Source organism: Halolactibacillus halophilus, from assembly GCF_900115605.1.
Lineage (GTDB): Bacteria > Bacillota > Bacilli > Bacillales > Amphibacillaceae > Halolactibacillus > Halolactibacillus halophilus.
On record NZ_FOXC01000010.1, the window covers coordinates 20,650 to 39,301 of the forward strand.

An 18,652-nucleotide genomic window follows, 5' to 3' on the forward strand; every position below is an offset into this window, starting at 1 on the left:
AGGTGCTTAACATGCTTGTACTTTATAAATTAATCCGTAACATCAATGAAGTAACTCAGAGCTTGGAAGTCAATGATTTGATTTTGCAATGCTACGTCAATCCCTAGCGTCGGTCGGCTATCAGATGGATCTATTGATGTGATATGTCCTTCTAAATCATAACCTGCCTCTAATAACTTGAAAAACAGCTGATTAAAAGGCTTTTGGATATATCCTACACGAACATGTCCATGAACCTGATCAATAACCTCTACAGCTTTTCTATCTTTTGGATTAGTCTCATCAATAATTAATTTAACAGGTTGATTAACTTGAAGTTTTTCATTCTGGCCCTTTGTATATGACCACCCAGCAATCTCACCTGAATAACTTAAAGTATCATTATGTTTATAGACCGGCTTTAAAAAGGATAGCTTATCGGTCGCTGTTTTTCCTTTTGTTTCTTTTAAATATTCCCATGCCGCCTCATCTGCATCATTTAGCTGATGATCTTTCATAAATTGTTGAAAAACATGTCGATTTTTGTTTGGTAACCTTCTTTCAAAAATAGAGAAAAGCTTATCATTTGTATATTCCTTATTTAAATCACTCAAACCAATCAACGGTCGAAAGCCTTCTTTTTCTGCTTCCTTTACAATTGTTTGATTATAGCTAAACGTATACCGTTTATCATTTTTACCATCCTGTCTCGTTAAGCAACCCACAAAATAATGTTGATTAGATTGAGGCCCCCTCCAGGACAATAGTAATTTTTGCGTTTCGCACATCTCGTTTCCTCCCTAATTAAACAAACATTTTCGTCTCATTGTAGCAATTTTGAGCACCTCATTCCTTTTTAGTTCTGATCGGATCTTCGGTCTTGTTTTATATACTAAACATAATAACGTTATTCGACTTATTAATATATAGATTTCTATTTTTAATACATGCATCGTCATTTGATGGCTCATCACTTTATCAGCGAATCAGATAAAGTGTCGAAAAATTCTTTCGAGTATGAATAATCTGTGATAAGATAAGATTTGCTTCAAGATTAGGCAAAAAAAGAGTGAGGAGAGTTCGCATGAAAAAAATTGGTTTACTTCCACGTCTGATTATCGGGATATTAGGCGGGATTTTTGTTGGATTTCTATTACCTGAATGGATAGGCAACATTCTTTATACGTTCACCCATATCTTCGGAGAGTTTCTAGGCTATATTGTGCCTTTAATTATTATATCGTTTATCGTACCAGGGATTGCTGACCTCGGTCAAAAAGCAGGTCGCTTACTCGCTGGAACTGCAGGTCTTGCTTATCTATCAACGATTTCAGCAGGAATTATCGCCTTCTTTATTTCAATAATGGTCATTCCAACCATTATCACAAGTGGGGCTGTATCAGAGGCTAGCGCGTCAGGCTTAAGTCCAATTATTGAGTTAGAGATTCCTGCAATTATGGGCGTGATGACGGCACTTATTACCGCCTTTATCTTTGGTCTTGGTATTAACTATATCCGTCACGAACATTCGCATACATTACTGTTTCGGGGCATGAATGAGTTTCGCGAGATCATCATCTTAGTCATTAATAAGATTATTATTCCGTTCTTACCGCTTCATATTGCTGGTATTTTTGCGGATATGGCCGCTTCTGGTGAAGCCTTTCATATTTTAGGTGTCTTCGGACAAGTATTTGTTCTTATTGTCCTTATGCACGTTGGTTACATTGTGCTCCAGTATAGTCTGGCTAGTTTACGCACCGGGATGAATCCATTTAAGGCGATTAAAAATATGATTCCGGCCTATTTTACTGCCCTTGGCACGATGAGTAGTGCCGCAACGATTCCGGTAACGTATCGCAGCGCGTTGCGTAATAATGTGAGTGAGGAGACAGCGGATTTTGTTATTCCGTTATCGGCGACGATTCACCTCGCTGGTAGTACGATTACGTTAGTCGCTTGTTCTGTTGCGGTATTAATTATTGGCGACCAAACACCACAATTTGCGGACTTCTTACCGTTTATTCTATTACTCGGTATTACCATGGTCGCAGCACCTGGTGTACCAGGTGGTGCGGTAATGGCTGCCTTAGGCTTACTGTCTTCTATCCTTGGATTCACAGAAGCGCAAACAGGCCTCATGATTGCGTTATACATGGCCCAGGATGGGTTTGGTACCGCCTGTAACATCACCGGTGACGGGGCGATTGCCCTCATTGTTGATTCATTTGTTAGTAAGCGTAAAAAAAACGCCCAGCAAAACGCTTAATACTTAACAGCTTTCGTCCAACACAACTTAGAAAAAGTATCCCTAACAAGAACGGATCCATCTCACAATAGATTAGACAACTAATCTTACTCGGTGGATCCGTTTGTTTATAATGCTTACCTAACTATGTTTAAGCTTATCACCTTGACGTTTCATTTACCTAGCCATGCTATACAGGTGAATTAATATCCATTATACTAATCATGAGTTACTTGTCATTATTATAAAGAAGGTGCGTATCAATGAACCAATCAGACTTACCATCGCTATCAACGCGTCGTCGTCATAAGGTCATTTATTTAATCATCTATTTTGTGATTATTGCGGCGTTTTTACTGTTGACGGTCTACACGAGCCAGCTTGATTTTCTAACAACAGAAAATGCGATCCATATTGAACCAACAGCGTTTGATCAAGATTTTAATACATATGAATTGTCTCACGATGATGAAAATATCTTTCGTTACACCATTGACCTAGCTAAAGAAGACTTTAGTCAACTAGACGGGGAGTTATTTACACTGGTGATTAATAGCGTCCACAGCAATGCCATCACTGTACACTTTAATGATCAATTAATCGTTAGTGAAGGCGATATGTCAGAGGGCCTCAGCATGTTGCGGCCAGGGTTTGTTCACGGAACGATTGAGAAAGGATTAATCCAAGACAAAAACACACTTGCTATTACAACGTACGCCAGTTACCGAACCGGGACCTTTCATCCGGTCATTATCTCAGAAAATACACCTGGCAATCGAAACATTGGCGTGCTCAGGCTTTTTAATGATCGATTAGTCACGCTTGGGATTGGCTTAGTAATAATGTCGGGGCTATTTAGCTTGTTCATTTACTTCTTTAACCGGAAAGACAATACTTTCTTATTATGGCTCAGTCTCGCGACCCTCTTTACGGGCGGTTATCTCTGGGATTACTTAACGATGCCTTATCTTTTAACTGATTATCTCGTGATAAAAAAGTTCTTCTTATTAAATCTCTCACTTGGTATTCTCTTTTATGGCCTAGCAAGCTATTCATTGTTAAAGAAAAAGTATGTCCTAACATTGCCGGTCATGCAGCTGATTTATTATCTCATTATTTTCTTTACTGCAACGAATATGATTGATTTTAGATATTAATACAATTACTATTTCTTTAGTATTATTGCGGTCGCATTATTCTTATTAATCGTGACCTTTAGACATTACAAACAAAACAATATTGTCTTTGTAATGCTGTTGCACTATTCAACCATTTTCACATTAGGAATGTTATCACTGATCAAAGGGTTTAAGCTCAGTTATTACTCATTATCTACGCCTATTTTCATTATTTTTGTGATTGGCTTCTTGCCGCTCATTATTACGTATGTACTGTTTTTAGAAAAAGATATTAAACTTCTAAAAGAAAGAGACTTAAAACAACAAGCGATGACGCAATCAATCACTGATGGCCTTACAGGTGCTTACAACAATTATTATCTGCAGAAACAACTGAAGAAACTTAATGACACGTCCGTCTTAGCGATTGTTGATTTGGACAATTTAAAACCGTTAAATGATACCTACGGCCATTTAGCCGGTGACTACGTCTTATGTTACCTCACCGATACAATCAAACAATATATTCGTAAGACCGACATTCTTTGTCGTTATGGTGGTGATGAGTTTGTGATTATCTTTAAAGACTGTGCGCTAACTGATGCCAAAAAGATTATGACAAATATTCGCCAACATATTTATGATGATACCCATTCTTTTAATGGGGAAAACTTCACCACTTCCATCTCTGTTGGGATGTGTGATACAAATCAACACACGACACCTGAGAACATTCTACAGTGTGCGGACCAAGCACTATATCAAGCAAAACGACAAGGGAAGAATCGACTGTCATTCTCTCAATCAGAAAGTAATACTATATGAAAATTTTGTTTAATACCAAATTTATGTATACCTGGATTCTGTAATATTCTAAAGGTGTATTGAATAAATACTTATGGAATTTACTATTGATTGATTAACATAGACTCACTAAGAGGTTAATTACAAAATTAACCTCTTACAACAAGAGGCAAATGTCTTATTACTTCCACATATACACATGTCGTTATCTTTCGGTAAAGGATAAGCCACCTTAATAAGCGTCTGCAATTTATCTTGTTTAATTTTATCAGCTAATAGCTTCATTCGGTTGTGCGCATAACGATAAATTTGTTTATAACTATGACAGAAATACGTTTTACTTTGTTCGTTTTCACTAGCGTTATTATGCCTATTTCTTGGACAACCACCATGACAAAGTTTTAGAAACTCACATGATTTACATACCTCGGGTAAGTTTTTCTTTTGATTAACAAACGCGTCTAATTTAGGGTTCATCGCGATGTCTTCGAAGGAATCAACATTGATATTTCCAAGTCGATAAGCTTCATCCATATAAAAATCACACGGATAAGCATCGCCATTTTGTTCGAAAACAAGAGCTTTAGGGCACGTTTCTTGATGAATACAATGTTCAGCCGTTTGATTTAAATACCCTGTCAACATATTGTCAAAGAAACGAACAGACGTGATTGGTTGCCCATCATTATACCAATGATCAAAAGCCTCACAGAGAAAGGCACCATATTCTTCTGGTGTAATCGCAAATACACCCGGTTGCTCTACTTGTTGTGCTTTAAAATCCATACAAGGAATAAATTGAACATATGGAAAGTTTTCTTGCTGGTAGAAGTTCATTAAATCTTTAGCACAATGAACATTCGTTTCGTGTATGACCGTCAAAATATTAAATTCAACACGATGGTTACGAAGGTGTTCAATACCTCGCATGACTAAATCAAAGCTTGGTCTTCCTGTACTTGTGACGCGTCTTTGATCATTTATTTCTTTCGGACCATCTAAGCTTACCCCGATAAAAAAACCATGCTGACTAAAGAATTGCGCCCAATATTTATTAATTAATATGCCGTTCGTTTGAATTGAATTACTGGCGCGTTTAAATTTTGTACTGTACTTCTTTTGATAATAAACCACTTTTTCAAAGAAATCTAACCCGGCAAGTAATGGTTCCCCTCCTTGCCAAATAAAAGATACAAGTCCTTGAGACATCTCCATATATTCTTTAATGAATTTTTCGAGTTTTCGTTCCTCAATTTGATTGAATTTTCCAGGACGGCCATTACATGTACTATAGTAGCAATAATCACAGGCTAAGTTACAAGCTTCTGATACCGTCTTCCACATCACACTAGAAATTTTAGGTTTAATTTTAACCGCTGGTTGATTAGACATGTCTGTCACCTCCTTAAAATATTGTAACTAAGTATTCCTAGCACATCGAAAACCCATATTACCAGATGAACTATCTGGCGTGTTATAGCTTCGTGCTGTAACACGATAACGGTTGCAGTATGATTCATGACATAAATACGATCCACCTCTTATGGCTCTTGGTTGATGCTCTTGTGTGATGGATGTATCTGTTGAATGATCAAAAAAGTTGTCACACCACTCCCACGTGTTTCTTACCATACTAAAGATACCGAAATCATTTGAAGGGAAAGCATCAACAGGACACGTGCTGTTATATCCGTCATCTTGAGTATTTTCAATCGGAAAATCCCCTTGCCAAATGTTACACAGATGTTTACCGTTTGGTGTTAATTCATCTCCCCATGGGTAACGTTTTTGGACGAGCCCCCCTCTTGCGGCATATTCCCATTCCGCTTCAGTTAATAGTCTTTTCCCTGACCATGTACAATAGGCGATAGCGTCATTCCATGAAATATGAACAGCGGGGTGATTTAAACGATCTTGGATGGAAGAATCCGGTCCTTCAGGATGCGCCCAATCTGCCCCTTCTACCACCCGCCACCACGGGGTATCGGCGGGTCTTTGTGTGACAGATTTAGCTGTTTCTACCGATAAAAGGTTGTAAAAAACAAAGGACCATCCGTATCGTTCTGCGTCTGTTAGGTAGTTCGTATCCTTTATAAACTCAAGAAATTGTTGATTCGTAACTAGAGTTGGATCAATATAGAAAGACTCAACATTAACCACTCTTATTGGACCTTCTTGATCGCCTTTATTGGCATCACTATCCTCTGTTCCTATTAAAAATGTTCCACCAGTTAATTTAACCATTCCTTCTTGATGATGCTGTCCAAGTTTAATCAAGTTGGAGGTTTTTATGTTTTTATCCGTATTTTGATCGCAATTTATTCAATTACTATGACAACAACTCATGTAATTCACCCTCCTTCTTAATTATATGGCTTGTACAACATTATAAATATTGATAGCAATAATCAATATAATTGTTGCATTGAAAATTAACTCAACTCGTCTACTATCCCAGTCTAAGGATAAATAATTTCCTATAAAACCTCCAGCGACTCCGCCGATAACCATAACCGGAAGCATACTTAAGTCATATTCAACGAGGCTGCCCTCTGTAAATATAAGGATGATTGCGGCGAGTTGCGAGAAAAATATAATGAAAATAGAATTAAGACGCGCTTGCTTTGTATCCATGGAGAATAATAAACTTAAAACAGCAATATTTAATGGCCCTCCCCCAATGCCGAGAAATGCGGAGACACCGCCCAATATAAGACCAATTATTAAAATAATCCCAGCGCTTTTGAGGTGATATGTTCTATAGAGATAACGATATTTCATTAATAATAATATGATGATTAAAATACCGATAAGCAGTGCTGATTGAACTAATCCAATCATATGATTAATTGGTCCATATTTCAAACTACTATTAAATAAGCTTTTCCCTATGCCACCACCTATAATAGAACCGATAGCAAAAGTAAAGCTTTGTTTTTTTTGAAGTTGAACATCGAGTTTTCTTGAGCCGAAAAGCGAGACGGCAGCCATAGTAAAAACAGTAATCGCTGATAATGCCCCTATTGATTTCAAATTAAAATCACCTAGTAAATCAAGCGTAGGCTTGATAATGACACCTCCGCCTAGCCCTGCCGCAGCTCCTAATGCAGTGGAAATTAACCCTACGAAAAAATATACAACATACATAACCGGTTCTCCCTTAAATTTAAAGAATTTTTACAACTCACTCATCGTATATAACATATACTTTATGCTTTAGCTGTAATTAGAGTAAGGGGGAATGACCTCCCCCAAGTGGTCTACTTAACTTATATCAATAATATTTCGGTCAAGAACAGCACCGGTTTCCTCAGGGGTATGAACGGTACATTTCTCTCTATTGCTAAACACCACAATGATATCAATTGAAGATACTTCCATTTCAACTGTTTCAAAGTCTACAGTTAATAATTTTTGTCTTCATCTCTCTTTTTAGTGCTGATTAACACAAGAGATAAAAGTTTATCAAATAGCCGTTTTGTATAGCTTTTTAATATGCAAGTTATTCACCGATCTTTAGAAAATCATTTGGATCTTTAGAACTCGGATTATAATTTTCACTTTTGTTAATTTTCCAACCTTCTTCTAACTTAAAATGACCATTTAGAATAGGATCGTTTGTTTCTAATTGATGTTGTAATAGTTTTTGTCTTAATTCATCAGCTATTGACTGATACTTTTCGTTTTCTATAAGATTATTTGTTTCACTTGGATCATACAGCAAGTCGTATAGAGCTTCTTCTGGTTTTTCAATTTGTTCTAGACCATTTGCTTGATAATAATCTTTGCTTATTGAGTTATCGATATTCGTCCGGTTAATTTTCAAGTAAGATTCATCATAGTATTTAATATATTTATAACGTTTCGTACGAACACTTCGCGCAGGTTCATAAGCTGTGTGGTAATTAATTTCAGAGAATATTTCTTTCCTTTCTTTCCCTTCCTTCTCTTCAAAGAGATATGCAAAGGACTCGCCTTGCAAATAATCAGGTTTATCAAGACTAAGTAAATCACATAAAGTAGGGAAAACATCAACTTGTGAAACCAAACCTTCCACCTCCTCACCGTTCATGTGACTATCAGGCACACGCATGATTAAAGAAACACCAATACCTGAATCAAAAAGATTACACTTATTGAAAGGAAATGCAATGCCGTGATCGGTTGTAAAAATAATGATTGAATTATCATAGAATCCAGCTTCCTTAAGGGCTTCAATGACAATCTTAAAGGACTCATCTGCCCATGTCGTTGACTTTAGATATCCAGCATAATCCTCACGAATAGGGTAGTCATCAGATAATGGTAGAGGAGGCATAACATATTTCGGATTAATCTTTTCTTTATTCTTATGTCCTTCTTCCGGAAATTTCCTATGTGTTGAAAACAGACCAAAAGAGAGGAAAAAAGGTTTATCCTCTTGATAAGACTCTAACCATTCTTTAGCTTTTAATGCGTTTTCATAATCCCACTTAGCAAGTTCTTCTTCTGCTAGTCCGGTGTTATCAGCTGTAATGTCTTGTTTATAACCAATAATTTTTCCTCCTTCACCATGATTTGTAAAGCTACCTGCTTCATGTTGAATACCGCAAAGGACTGTATTATACTCTCGTTTGTTTAAAAAATTTACTAAATGTTGGTTGTAATCATGGAGCTTAAATCCACGCTGTGACAAACCATACATGCCATTACTATGGGGATACATGCCTGTTAGTAATCCTGAACGACTAGGCGAACAGGTTGGTCCAACACAATAGGCTTCTCTAAATATCGTCGCATCTTTTGTGAATGCTTTAAGTGATTGTGTTGGGACATCGTATCCATACGGACTTAATATCCTCCCGCTATCATGCGTGTGAATATAAATTATATTATGCTTCATGACTTCATCACCTCCTGAAGAAAGATTAACTACTCTACCTTTAGTTCGTTATTTAATTCACTATCAATAACAATTTTAATGTCTGAATGTCTCTTCAAAATGGAAGCAGGAAAACCTTCAGAAACTTCCCCATTCAATAGTCTTTGAATCGCATCAGCTTTTTGTTTTCCGAATGCTACTAAAATAATCTTTTTAGCCTGTCTAATAGTTTTTAAACCCATCGATAGTGCGTGTGATGGTAATTTCTTCTCTTCTACTAGCAATGGCGTATTTGCTTCAATTGTTGATGGAGCTAATTTAGTTATATGTGTATGTGTATCGAATGCGGTACCTGGCTCATTAAAACCGATATGCCCATTAATTCCAATTCCCAACAATTGCAGTTCAATTCCGCCCGATTCTTCTATTAGCTTTTCATAGTTTTCGCACTCGTTATTCAAATCTTCTGCACAACCATTTGGTATGTGGATATTTTCTTTTGGACAATCAATATGATTAAAGAGTTTTTCCTGCATATAAAAGTGATAACTATCAGGGCTTTCAGGATGCAATCCTATATACTCATCTAAATTGAATGTTGTGATGTTTTTAAAACTCACTTTATTTTCTCGATATCGTTTAATTAAATCATTGTATATGCCTTTAGGAGTTTCTCCTGTTGCTAATCCTAAGGTCAAAAAGGCATTCTTATTGATCTCTTGAACAATCAAACCAGCCACATAGACATTTGCTTCATTTTTAGTATTGAAAACAATTAAATCCATTACAAATCCCCCTAAAACTAATCAACAGACTGGGATGAACCCAGTCTGTTGTGATATTTAGATGTTCCCTTTCTTCTTAATCCAAATGACTGAAAGGATAAATGGTACCAAACCAGCGATCAGATTCACCATAACATAATGGAACATTGTTCCATCCAAATGAAGTAAAAATCCTGGTATAACAGCGATACCCATCCCATCTCCAGCTAATCCTACAAGAGAAGAATACATACCACCAAGAGCACTTCCAATTAATCCAAAGATAAACGGCCAGAAATTAATTAAATTGACCCCGAAAATTGCTGGTTCAGTAATACCGAACCATGCTGAAACAGCGGAAGAAATAGCTAACGCTTTCATTTTTTTACCTTTAGCGAAGATAGCAAATGCTGTTACTGCACCGGCTTGACCCGCTACAGCAGCAGAACGAATTGGTTGATATAAATTCTCTCCCATTTGTTCTAAGAAATTGATATCTATAACCCAAAGAGCATGGTGTAAACCTGTAATAACCAACACTTGCTGCAAACCAGCAATTAAGAAGCCACCAATCCCTAATGGTAAAGTAAATAAGAAGCCGAATAAATCTGCAACACCTGTTTCAAGGATACGTGCAACAGGTCCTACCATGAATAAGCCAATAAATAGACCGATAGTCATAACGATAAATGGTGTTAGCACTAAATCTAATGCATCCGGAACAATTTTACGAATTTTTTTCTCAAGATACGCTACCACAAACGCGATACCAAGAACAGGCAATACAGAACCTTGATAACCTACGACTGTTGCCTCAAATCCAAACAAATCAACAAATAAAGGTTCTAAATTCCCACGCCCTACCGCACCTGCAGATGGCAAGAAATTGTGGACGAGCATTAATCCAATGATGAAACCAAATATTGGCGTGCCGCCGAATCGCTTCATTGCAGACCAACCTACAAGAGCTGGAAGAAAAGCGAACGGTGTATCAGTTAATATTTGTGAAAATCCAAACCAAAATGAACCTTCAGTTAACCAACCGAGATTAACCATAAACGATCTTAGCCCCATTAATATACCTGAAGCAATGATGACCGGAATTATAGGAATAAATATGTCACCAAATACCCGCACAATTTTCTGAACCACTGTCATATCATCATACGCTTCATCTTTTACATTACCTTTATTATCTACTAATTTTTCCGCTTCATTATAGACTTGATTAACTGTACCCGTTCCTAATATAATTTGAAATTGCCCAGCCTTATGAAGTACACCTTTCACTCCATCCATATCATCTATAGCAGCCTTATTAAAAAGTGAGTCATCCTTTAGCATCAGTCTTAATCGGGTAGCACAATGTTCCATTGCTCGAATATTATCTTTTCCACCAACATTTTCAATAATATCTTGAGCCAATACTTTATAGTTTAAAGCCATTTGAACCCCTCTTTTCTATTAGTTTTTTACCCAGATTGGTGAAGCCCATGCACGCTCTCCATTTCTTTGATATACCTTAACTAATATATAATCATCTTGTGTCAATTCACCCAATTCCGTCTCATAGGTTACTTCATAAGCGGTAGCAGGAACCCCTCTATGAATCTTAACCTTATATGCATTGTGCCAGAATGGGTCTGAGCGATAAAAGTCATCTTTATCAAAACGTTCTTTGGCTAATTTTTTAGCCTCATCGACTAAGCCAATTAAATTAGATTCAGATAAAATATCTTTGACTTTATATGAGTAAGTTTTATCATCGATAATTATTTCTAAATCAGAATTAACATCTGCTTCAATCTCAAATATCATTGATTGATTTTGAATATAAGGTGTCTGGTGGTTTTTCTGAGATAATTTTTCATTACCATATCCACCCTTCGTTGTATTGATATCAAACTCTGCTTCACTTTCACCAATCATACTTACGCTTTGGCCTGGGGTTGTCCATAACTTTTCAATATCTAGTATTTTACCTGTGGTTTTAAGAGAGCCTGTCCAGTGCTTTTCTTGAATATCAGGATACACTCGCTGATCAGGACCCCATCCAAGTTCCAGCTCAAACTTAAATACTACATTTCCAGTCAGTGTTTCTTCTTCCCATTGTCCATTATGAATATAGGTGTCTTTTACCACGTTACTTTTAATAAATTCAATTCTATCAATCGCATTTGTCCCTTTAACTTCAACTTTTGCTTCGCTTGTTTGAGAGGGTTCAATAAAATCACCCATTAATGCCCCGTTAAGTTCATAGTTTAATTGAATCCGGCTTCGAGTTACACCATAAACGTTGCGGTTGAGTAAAGCTTTAAAAATACTTTCTCTCGATCTATCTTCCGACCAAACGGCTAAAAATCCGTTACCAGTAATTGCAGGACAAACGTGATTGTCACCTGAGCAGATAATCCCTGTAACCGCTCCTTCTTTCAACCCTTGCATGACTGTACCCTTAGAGTCTCTTGGTCCCATATGAATATGAACATTCATTGGTATGTCATCATAATCACTTTCTGATGATCCATGAGATGAATATATCTCGGTGAAAGGAGAATATTCATAATCATGAGTGGCCCAATTCTTTCCTCTATGGCCTACTGCATACCCTGTATGATGTGGAATGGCCATCGCTTGACCTTTTGGTATTTTATTTAATAATTCTTTATAGGTCATCGGGTGATGGATACCTTGATTGTTATCTAAATAATAAACATTGTGATCCCCATCTTCGCCATTTCCTTGCCATTCATATCCCATAAAAAATGTAAAATCGTCTTCAGATTTTTCTTCAGCAAATTGACGAATGTATTCCCAATCTTTTTGCATATCTTCTTCAGGAATCGTATCTTCCAAAGGTAATCCATGCTCAGATTTCCGATGAAGGAACGGATAGTAGGCAACCCCCCAGAAATCAAGCATTTCTTTAGCAAAATCAAACCAATTTTCTAAATCATTCATTTGTTTTGGATGGATATTCGAGTGGAAATCCGACCACAATAATTCTTTTTTCTTCATACTTATTCTCCCTCTTAATTTAATTTTGGCCAAGTATCGTTATTAGCTTCTATAAGATCATTTAAAATACTTTTAGCTAAGTCTGCATCTACTACTGTTCTATTTAGAGTTAAAGCTTTTAAAGCCGCGTCATACGAATTATTATAAAAAGCGTCTACCGTTAGCTTTTCATAAGCATATTGATTTTCTATTAAGCCTTTATAAAAAGTATCAATCGGTCCAACACGTAAGGGTTCAATATTATGGCTATTCACTAAACACGGTACTTCTACCATAGCCTCTGAAGGTAAATTTTCAATAACCCCTTTATTTTCAACCATTATGATAAATAAATCATTTCTATTATTAATGATTGCTGTCATTAAATCGACAATATAGTCACCATGTACCCCTGAAGATATTTCGATACCCTCTGTGGAATTTTTCTGTTTGACAGCTGAAATCATCGAAAATACTTCTTTTTCTCTCCCAGCAATAACCTGATCCGCTCTTGTATGATGAGGATCGGATTCTTTCACAATCTTCTTGGGATACAAATAGTACTGTAAATACGTATTTGGAACTGGGCCATCAAAATCATTAGTCATTTGAGCTAATTGTTCAAATGTCTTTTTCCACGAATCATCCGACATGGCTTTTTCAGTAGGGAGAATCGCGTCATGTTTAAGGTATTCTTTAATTTCTGGTAATCGATCATTTCCTTCTTGGTCATACAAGTTAGTAAACCAACCAAAATGGTTTAATCCAAAATATCTTGGTGACAGTTGTTTTCTTGATACTCCCAAAATATTTGAGAATGCGTCCATTATCCCAATTGGCATATCACAGATATTTATTAGACGCTGATCGTTCGGAAACTCTCTTTTTGTTGCTTCTGCGACAATAGCTGCTGGGTTTGAATAATTAATAATCCACGCCTCTGGAGATTGCCGTCTGATTTCTTTAATTATCTCAATGAAGTCTTTTAAAGTTCTCATACCATAAGAAAACCCACCTGGTCCACAAGTTTCCTGTCCTACCACACCATGACTCAAAGGAACTTTCTCATCATGCTTTCTCATCTCTAAACCACCTGATCTAATTTGCATCAGAATAAAATCTGTATCACTAAAAGCTTCTTCAATATTCGTAGTACATTTGATGCTATTAACGGATGAATATCTTTCTTTGAACAAGACTTCTGCAAAATCTCCCACCTCCCGCTGTCTAGCCTCATCAGTATCAAATAATACGAGATTATCAATAGACACTTGGTCTTGATATCTAACTAACGTATCCAGCAGTGCAGGAGTATACGTGCTTCCCCCTCCAACTATAGTAATGTTAACTTTTTTCATAACCTCACTCCTTTGTGTTGTTAACCTCATCATAACAGCATTTAAAGCGTTTTCAATATATCGTGAGATCATAGTTAAAGCGTTAATTCAACTGATATAAATCACACCTAACGTTAAAAACTATCTTTTTTACATATATATGAATTTAAAATATACCAAATTGACACTCTATATTTTAAATGCCATAATAATTTTATTAAATATAATCACTAGGAGCGTGCTGAATTGAAATACTTATCCAAGTTGATTAAAGAAAATGAGGAAAAACTTTCAACAACAGATTATAAAATTTTAAACTTTGTCTTAGAAAATGTTGAAAAAGTAGACACATTCTCAATCAACACTTTAGCAGATCATTGTTTCGTATCACATGCTACAATCCTCAGGTTAGCAAAAAAGTTAGGTTTTTCAGGATATTCAGAATTTAAATCTTATATCAAGTTCAATAAAACTACTATTGATGAAGCACGTTCGGGTGAGATTTCTCGTAGTTTTTTAATTGAAGATTTAAAGAAGACATCAGATTTATTAAAAGAGCAAAGTGTTTCTCAAGCAGTGGAGGCTATTGAAAAGGCTGATCGAGTATATTTAATAGGATCTTGGTTGTTGAAATCGAGCGCTTATTTTACGGCTATGCGGTTCAATTATTACGACAGTAAGTTTATTTCGCCTCAAAATGAAGAAGAAGTTGAAATAGCTTTTTTAAACGGTATATCGAGTAATACATTAATCATCTTTCTATCCTTTTCAGGTGAGAGTAAAAATATTATTAAATATGCAAAAAAAGCCCAACAAGTCGGAGCAACGTCAATTTCAATAACATCAATAACTAAAAATTCGCTATCGAAATTATGTGCGTTAAACTTTTGGGCTTACTATTCTGTGATTTATGAACCTAAGAATAATGAATGCATTGCATCTAATTTAATGATTGATTATATCTTAGAAAAAATATTTTTACGTTACTTGCATAATCATGAAATATTAAATACGACAACTTCTATAGAAACATCTGAAGTGCATGATGATATGCTATAACTCAACGGTTTTAGTCTAAAATGTTAACTAAACTAAATGTTTTTAAAGGTATAACGGCTAAAAAAGTAAGTTCTTACGCAATTTTATCGATTAACTTGACCTTCTAGGAAGCCATTGTTTTCATTAAGTTCTATGATGTTTAAAGTAGGTGGGAAATCAGATAATAGCCTTGAAATGAAGTATGTAGTTAATAAATCATGTCGATCTTTTTCATATAAAATGAGTTCGCGAAACTCAAGCATATCTCTATCCTTTAATGCTTGTCAAAACCTGTGATGAACGCATAGGACGGTCTAAGCTTAGGATATTTCATTAGTAGGAGGTGCGGATGTTTTCTTGGACTTTTTTCATGCAATTAAACCTAGTGTCTTTCTATAATTTATCGGACTGAGTCCTCCTAGAGACAGTTTAATTCTTTTATTGTTGTACCAATGCATGTAATCATCAAGTAGTTTAATGAATGTATCAATTGATATGTTTTCCCATTTAAATCCATAGAAAAACTCATTCTTAAGTCTTCCAAAAAAACCTTCGCAAGCCGAGTTATCTGGTGAACATCCTTTTTTAGACATGGACTGTGTCAGACCGTTGGTTTTAATCCTTTCAATCCAACCTGGCCATCTGTAGTGTACTCCGCGATCAGAGTGTACGATTGGCTTTGAATGATCAGAGAGTGTATCAAGTGCCTGATCAAACATACTATTAACAAGCTCTGCATTCGGTTGTGTACTGATTGACCAACTAACTATGGCCCCATCAAAACAATCGATAATGGGCGATAAATAGACTTTTTCGGCAGGAATACGAAACTCTGTCATGTCCGTCAATCACTTTTTATCAGGCGCTTCAGCTTTAAAATTTCGTTGAATAAGATTAGGGGTCGCGGGAGTAATTTCACCTGCATACGAACTATATTTCTTTTTAGTTACTGAACGAACAATAAGATTCTCTTCCTTCATAAGTCGCCTAACAACTTTTTCAGAAACAACAACATGTCGTTTTTTAAGACTTCATACATACGACGATAACCATACGCACGACGACTTTCAATAAAAATGTCTTTAAGCATTACCCGAAGATCAGTATATTTATCCGGAAGGTTAGACAGGCTTCTGTGGTAAAAATAACTACTCTTAACTAAATCGAGATTTTCTAGCAGAAGCCCCAATGGATAAAAGATTCTTAAGGCATCAATCACGCGTGTTTTTTCTTTGTTGGAGAGATGTTTTGGATTGATACCCCCGTTCTTTTTTACAAGTTCAGAAGACTTTTCCAAGATATCTTTTTCCATTCGCAGTCGATAAACTTCTTGTTTTAAAACATCAACTTCGTTTTTTAACGCTTCTAGTTGAGGGCTATCAGGCATATTAGTCATATTTGGTGGAAGTTCCTCTCCAATGAGCTCCTCTTTCCAATTATAGAGCGTTTTACGACTGACATGAAGGCGCTCAGCCATTTTTTGGACAGAGGCTTTTCGGCTCACAAGATGGATAAGGGCCTCTTTTTTCTGCTCTTGAGAATAGTTTAACTTACTGCGCCTGATTTTACGAGCTTCAGGGGCAGGTTCTTTACACCAATCGCTAAGCATGTTTCTGTCTGGATACCCCAACATACGAACAGTTCTAGAATAATTGCGACCGTATTCGATATAGTGATTAACAGCAAACTGCTTTTCTTCATGGGTAAATTTACGTTTTCTTTTTGAGGATTTTGAAAGATCCCCATTCTCTTCATATTCCTTAAACCATTTGTAAAGAGCTTTTGAAGAAGGATAGCCTAGTTCCTGAATGACTGACGCTAATGAGTGCTCGTATTTAATATAAAGCTTTACAGCTTTTATTCTTTCTTCGTAAGAGTACATGGACATTCTCCCGTCTTATAGTTGTCCAAGATTATGTCCACACCTCCAAGTGGCTATTTTTGTCCGCAATATTCAAGAAGGTTATACGACCTTCCCCATCAATCTGTTGAAATAAATCACTGCTTCTCTAAGAGGCTATATCTTGTTTAAACAAATGGTGGTGCAGTTTCTACCAATGCAAAAAATGACTTAAAGAATTATTTCCTTCAAGTATCAAGCAATATGCAATTGATAGTATCTGTTTATAGCGAGAAGGAAAGATGGCTTTTAAATCCTCATAGATCCCCGTTTGTTTATTGATTTGATAGATTATTCTCACAATTACCACCTCGTTATAAATTCTGGGAATGCAGGCAGCAAACGATAGTACAGTAGCAAAAAAAATTCTGAAATCGAAAAAAAACTCGCACTTAAATCTTTATTTGACAATCTTATCGAGATCAACTTGACACATACACTTATTTTCTGTAATTTACATTAAGCGTTAATTTTGTGTAAAATCTCTTGTGGAGGTTTCCTTTTAGTATTTGAATTAGAGGTCATCAATGACATTAATCGTACCAAAGGGACTTTTTTTGCATTCTTCAATCCATTGATTTTCCCTGGTATTTAGTTCCTTACAAGGATACTCCTATGTGTACACGATGATTTTTATTTAAAGACGTTTTATTCAAACATAAGTAAAGCTGCGCCAATTACGCCTGCTTCTTGATTTAATTCAGCAGGTACAATAGGAGTATCACGCGCATCTCGATTTAAAGTAAACCGCTTAACATAACCACGAATAGGCTGGAATAGCGTTTCCCCTACTTGGCTGACGCCACCACCAATAATGATAATTTCCGGGTCAAGTGTATTAATCATAGCCGTAACGGCCATTCCCATTCGGTTAATCACTACGTCTAAATACCGGGTGATTTCTTCATCTTTCTCTTTATAAAGACGAAAAGCTTCAGCAGTAGAGATTGTTATACCTTTAATTTTTGAAGCTTCTCGACTAATAGCTGTCCCTGAACATACATGTTCAAAACAACCAAGTTGGCCACATGTGCATTCACCAAAGCTAGGATCGACAACCATATGACCAATATCCCCGGCATTTCCTTTGTTGCCTGATAGTAATTGATTATTTGAGATAATACCTGCACCAATTCCGGTGCTAATCGTCACATAAAGAAGATCCTTATACCCTCTTCCGTTACCTAGATGATGTTCTGCAACCGCTGCAGCAGAGGCATCATTTTCCAAACGAACAGGGACATTAAACTGCTTTTTAAAATCAGCCACAATCGAAATATTGCGCCAAAGTGGCAAGTTGGGTGGATAAGTAATCATGCCCCGAGAAATATCTAACGGACCCGGTGCCCCTATACCGATTCCAGCCAGCATCTCCTCTTTAATATCATGGTCAACTAACATCTGTTTTACCGTCTCAATTATGCTTTTAATCATCCGTGAAGGGTCTATGCTCGTATCTGTTACAAGTTTCGTTCGAGAAAGAATCTTTCCACTTTGGTCTACAATCGCTAGTGCTGTTTTGGTTCCGCCAATATCAATACCAACCGCGTACATCTCGCCACATCCTTTATTATTATAGTATAAACAGAAACGTCAGAAAAAGGAC

The 18,652-nt window shown here is 36.4% G+C and carries 14 protein-coding genes and 2 pseudogenes; 4 read left to right on the forward strand and 12 right to left on the reverse strand.

Translation table 11 applies throughout. The features are described from left to right. Positions 1 to 29: 29 nt before the first annotated feature. Complete coding sequence (locus BM098_RS05195) at positions 30 to 767, reverse strand: HIRAN domain-containing protein (protein ID WP_089831130.1); 738 nt, start codon at positions 765 to 767, stop codon at positions 30 to 32. Positions 768 to 1,063: 296 nt separating this feature from the next. Here BM098_RS05195 and BM098_RS05200 point away from each other — a divergent pair, with 296 nt between their 5' ends. The 3 genes from BM098_RS05200 (at position 1,064) to BM098_RS05210 (ending at position 4,170) form a co-directional block, all read left to right on the forward strand. After that, complete coding sequence (locus BM098_RS05200) at positions 1,064 to 2,248, forward strand: dicarboxylate/amino acid:cation symporter (RefSeq protein WP_089831132.1); 1,185 nt, start codon at positions 1,064 to 1,066, stop codon at positions 2,246 to 2,248. A gap of 242 nt (positions 2,249 to 2,490) precedes the next feature. After that, the gene (locus BM098_RS05205; protein WP_089831134.1) at positions 2,491 to 3,384 is read left to right on the forward strand and encodes a hypothetical protein; all 894 of its coding nucleotides are present in this window, start codon (positions 2,491 to 2,493) and stop codon (positions 3,382 to 3,384) included. Positions 3,385 to 3,435: 51 nt separating this feature from the next. Next, complete coding sequence (locus BM098_RS05210) at positions 3,436 to 4,170, forward strand: GGDEF domain-containing protein (RefSeq protein WP_234987418.1); 735 nt, start codon at positions 3,436 to 3,438, stop codon at positions 4,168 to 4,170. A gap of 120 nt (positions 4,171 to 4,290) precedes the next feature. Here BM098_RS05210 and BM098_RS05215 read toward each other — a convergent pair whose 3' ends face one another. The 8 genes from BM098_RS05215 to BM098_RS05250 all read right to left on the reverse strand — a co-directional run bounded on the left by BM098_RS05215 (position 4,291) and on the right by BM098_RS05250 (position 14,129). Beyond that, positions 4,291 to 5,541 carry an anaerobic sulfatase maturase gene (locus BM098_RS05215; protein ID WP_089831138.1) on the reverse strand — a complete coding sequence of 417 codons (1,251 nt, stop codon included), beginning with the start codon at positions 5,539 to 5,541 and terminating at the stop codon, positions 4,291 to 4,293. A 27-nt stretch (positions 5,542 to 5,568) separates the two neighbouring features. Further along, positions 5,569 to 6,393, reverse strand: a complete 825-nt coding sequence (locus BM098_RS05220) for a formylglycine-generating enzyme family protein (RefSeq protein ID WP_089831140.1) — start codon at positions 6,391 to 6,393, stop codon at positions 5,569 to 5,571. Between the two features lie 123 nt (positions 6,394 to 6,516). Next, positions 6,517 to 7,296, reverse strand: coding sequence for a sulfite exporter TauE/SafE family protein (locus BM098_RS05225; protein WP_089831143.1), 780 nt, complete (start codon positions 7,294 to 7,296; stop codon positions 6,517 to 6,519). Between the two features lie 355 nt (positions 7,297 to 7,651). Next, positions 7,652 to 9,031, reverse strand: a complete 1,380-nt coding sequence (locus BM098_RS05230; protein WP_089831145.1) for a sulfatase family protein — start codon at positions 9,029 to 9,031, stop codon at positions 7,652 to 7,654. A 29-nt stretch (positions 9,032 to 9,060) separates the two neighbouring features. Further along, a complete protein-coding gene (nagB, locus tag BM098_RS05235) occupies positions 9,061 to 9,795 on the reverse strand; it encodes a glucosamine-6-phosphate deaminase (RefSeq protein ID WP_089831147.1) in 735 nt (244 codons plus the stop codon). A gap of 57 nt (positions 9,796 to 9,852) precedes the next feature. Beyond that, positions 9,853 to 11,220 carry a PTS transporter subunit EIIC gene (locus tag BM098_RS05240; RefSeq protein WP_089831149.1) on the reverse strand — a complete coding sequence of 456 codons (1,368 nt, stop codon included), beginning with the start codon at positions 11,218 to 11,220 and terminating at the stop codon, positions 9,853 to 9,855. A gap of 18 nt (positions 11,221 to 11,238) precedes the next feature. Continuing rightward, positions 11,239 to 12,792 carry a DUF3604 domain-containing protein gene (locus BM098_RS05245; protein ID WP_089831151.1) on the reverse strand — a complete coding sequence of 518 codons (1,554 nt, stop codon included), beginning with the start codon at positions 12,790 to 12,792 and terminating at the stop codon, positions 11,239 to 11,241. A 14-nt stretch (positions 12,793 to 12,806) separates the two neighbouring features. Further along, positions 12,807 to 14,129 carry a family 4 glycosyl hydrolase gene (locus BM098_RS05250; protein ID WP_089831153.1) on the reverse strand — a complete coding sequence of 441 codons (1,323 nt, stop codon included), beginning with the start codon at positions 14,127 to 14,129 and terminating at the stop codon, positions 12,807 to 12,809. Between the two features lie 225 nt (positions 14,130 to 14,354). Between BM098_RS05250 and BM098_RS05255 the strand changes: the two genes are divergently transcribed. Continuing rightward, positions 14,355 to 15,167 (forward strand): MurR/RpiR family transcriptional regulator, encoded by an 813-nt coding sequence (locus tag BM098_RS05255; RefSeq protein WP_089831155.1) that lies wholly within the window; start codon positions 14,355 to 14,357, stop codon positions 15,165 to 15,167. Between the two features lie 347 nt (positions 15,168 to 15,514). On the opposite strand, the pseudogene BM098_RS05260 reads toward BM098_RS05255, so the two are convergent. The 3 genes and pseudogenes from BM098_RS05260 to BM098_RS05270 form a co-directional block, all read right to left on the reverse strand. Continuing rightward, positions 15,515 to 17,028, reverse strand: a pseudogene (locus BM098_RS05260) (IS3 family transposase). A 130-nt stretch (positions 17,029 to 17,158) separates the two neighbouring features. Continuing rightward, positions 17,159 to 17,332 (reverse strand): annotated as a pseudogene (locus tag BM098_RS14035) (IS1634 family transposase); the annotation flags it as partial. Between the two features lie 362 nt (positions 17,333 to 17,694). Beyond that, positions 17,695 to 18,600 (reverse strand): ROK family protein, encoded by a 906-nt coding sequence (locus BM098_RS05270; RefSeq protein ID WP_089831157.1) that lies wholly within the window; start codon positions 18,598 to 18,600, stop codon positions 17,695 to 17,697. Positions 18,601 to 18,652 lie beyond the last annotated feature (52 nt).

Coding starts and splice junctions, on each gene's coding strand:
- BM098_RS05205 (WP_089831134.1), top strand. CDS start 2,491: ATGAACCAATCAGACTTACCATCGCTATCAACGCGTCGTCGTCATAAG.
- nagB (WP_089831147.1), bottom strand. CDS start 9,795: ATGGATTTAATTGTTTTCAATACTAAAAATGAAGCAAATGTCTATGTG.
- BM098_RS05215 (WP_089831138.1), bottom strand. CDS start 5,541: ATGTCTAATCAACCAGCGGTTAAAATTAAACCTAAAATTTCTAGTGTG.
- BM098_RS05245 (WP_089831151.1), bottom strand. CDS start 12,792: ATGAAGAAAAAAGAATTATTGTGGTCGGATTTCCACTCGAATATCCAT.
- BM098_RS05240 (WP_089831149.1), bottom strand. CDS start 11,220: ATGGCTTTAAACTATAAAGTATTGGCTCAAGATATTATTGAAAATGTT.
- BM098_RS05195 (WP_089831130.1), bottom strand. CDS start 767: ATGTGCGAAACGCAAAAATTACTATTGTCCTGGAGGGGGCCTCAATCT.
- BM098_RS05230 (WP_089831145.1), bottom strand. CDS start 9,031: ATGAAGCATAATATAATTTATATTCACACGCATGATAGCGGGAGGATA.
- BM098_RS05200 (WP_089831132.1), top strand. CDS start 1,064: ATGAAAAAAATTGGTTTACTTCCACGTCTGATTATCGGGATATTAGGC.
- BM098_RS05220 (WP_089831140.1), bottom strand. CDS start 6,393: ATGGTTAAATTAACTGGTGGAACATTTTTAATAGGAACAGAGGATAGT.
- BM098_RS05250 (WP_089831153.1), bottom strand. CDS start 14,129: ATGAAAAAAGTTAACATTACTATAGTTGGAGGGGGAAGCACGTATACT.
- BM098_RS05270 (WP_089831157.1), bottom strand. CDS start 18,600: ATGTACGCGGTTGGTATTGATATTGGCGGAACCAAAACAGCACTAGCG.
- BM098_RS05225 (WP_089831143.1), bottom strand. CDS start 7,296: ATGTATGTTGTATATTTTTTCGTAGGGTTAATTTCCACTGCATTAGGA.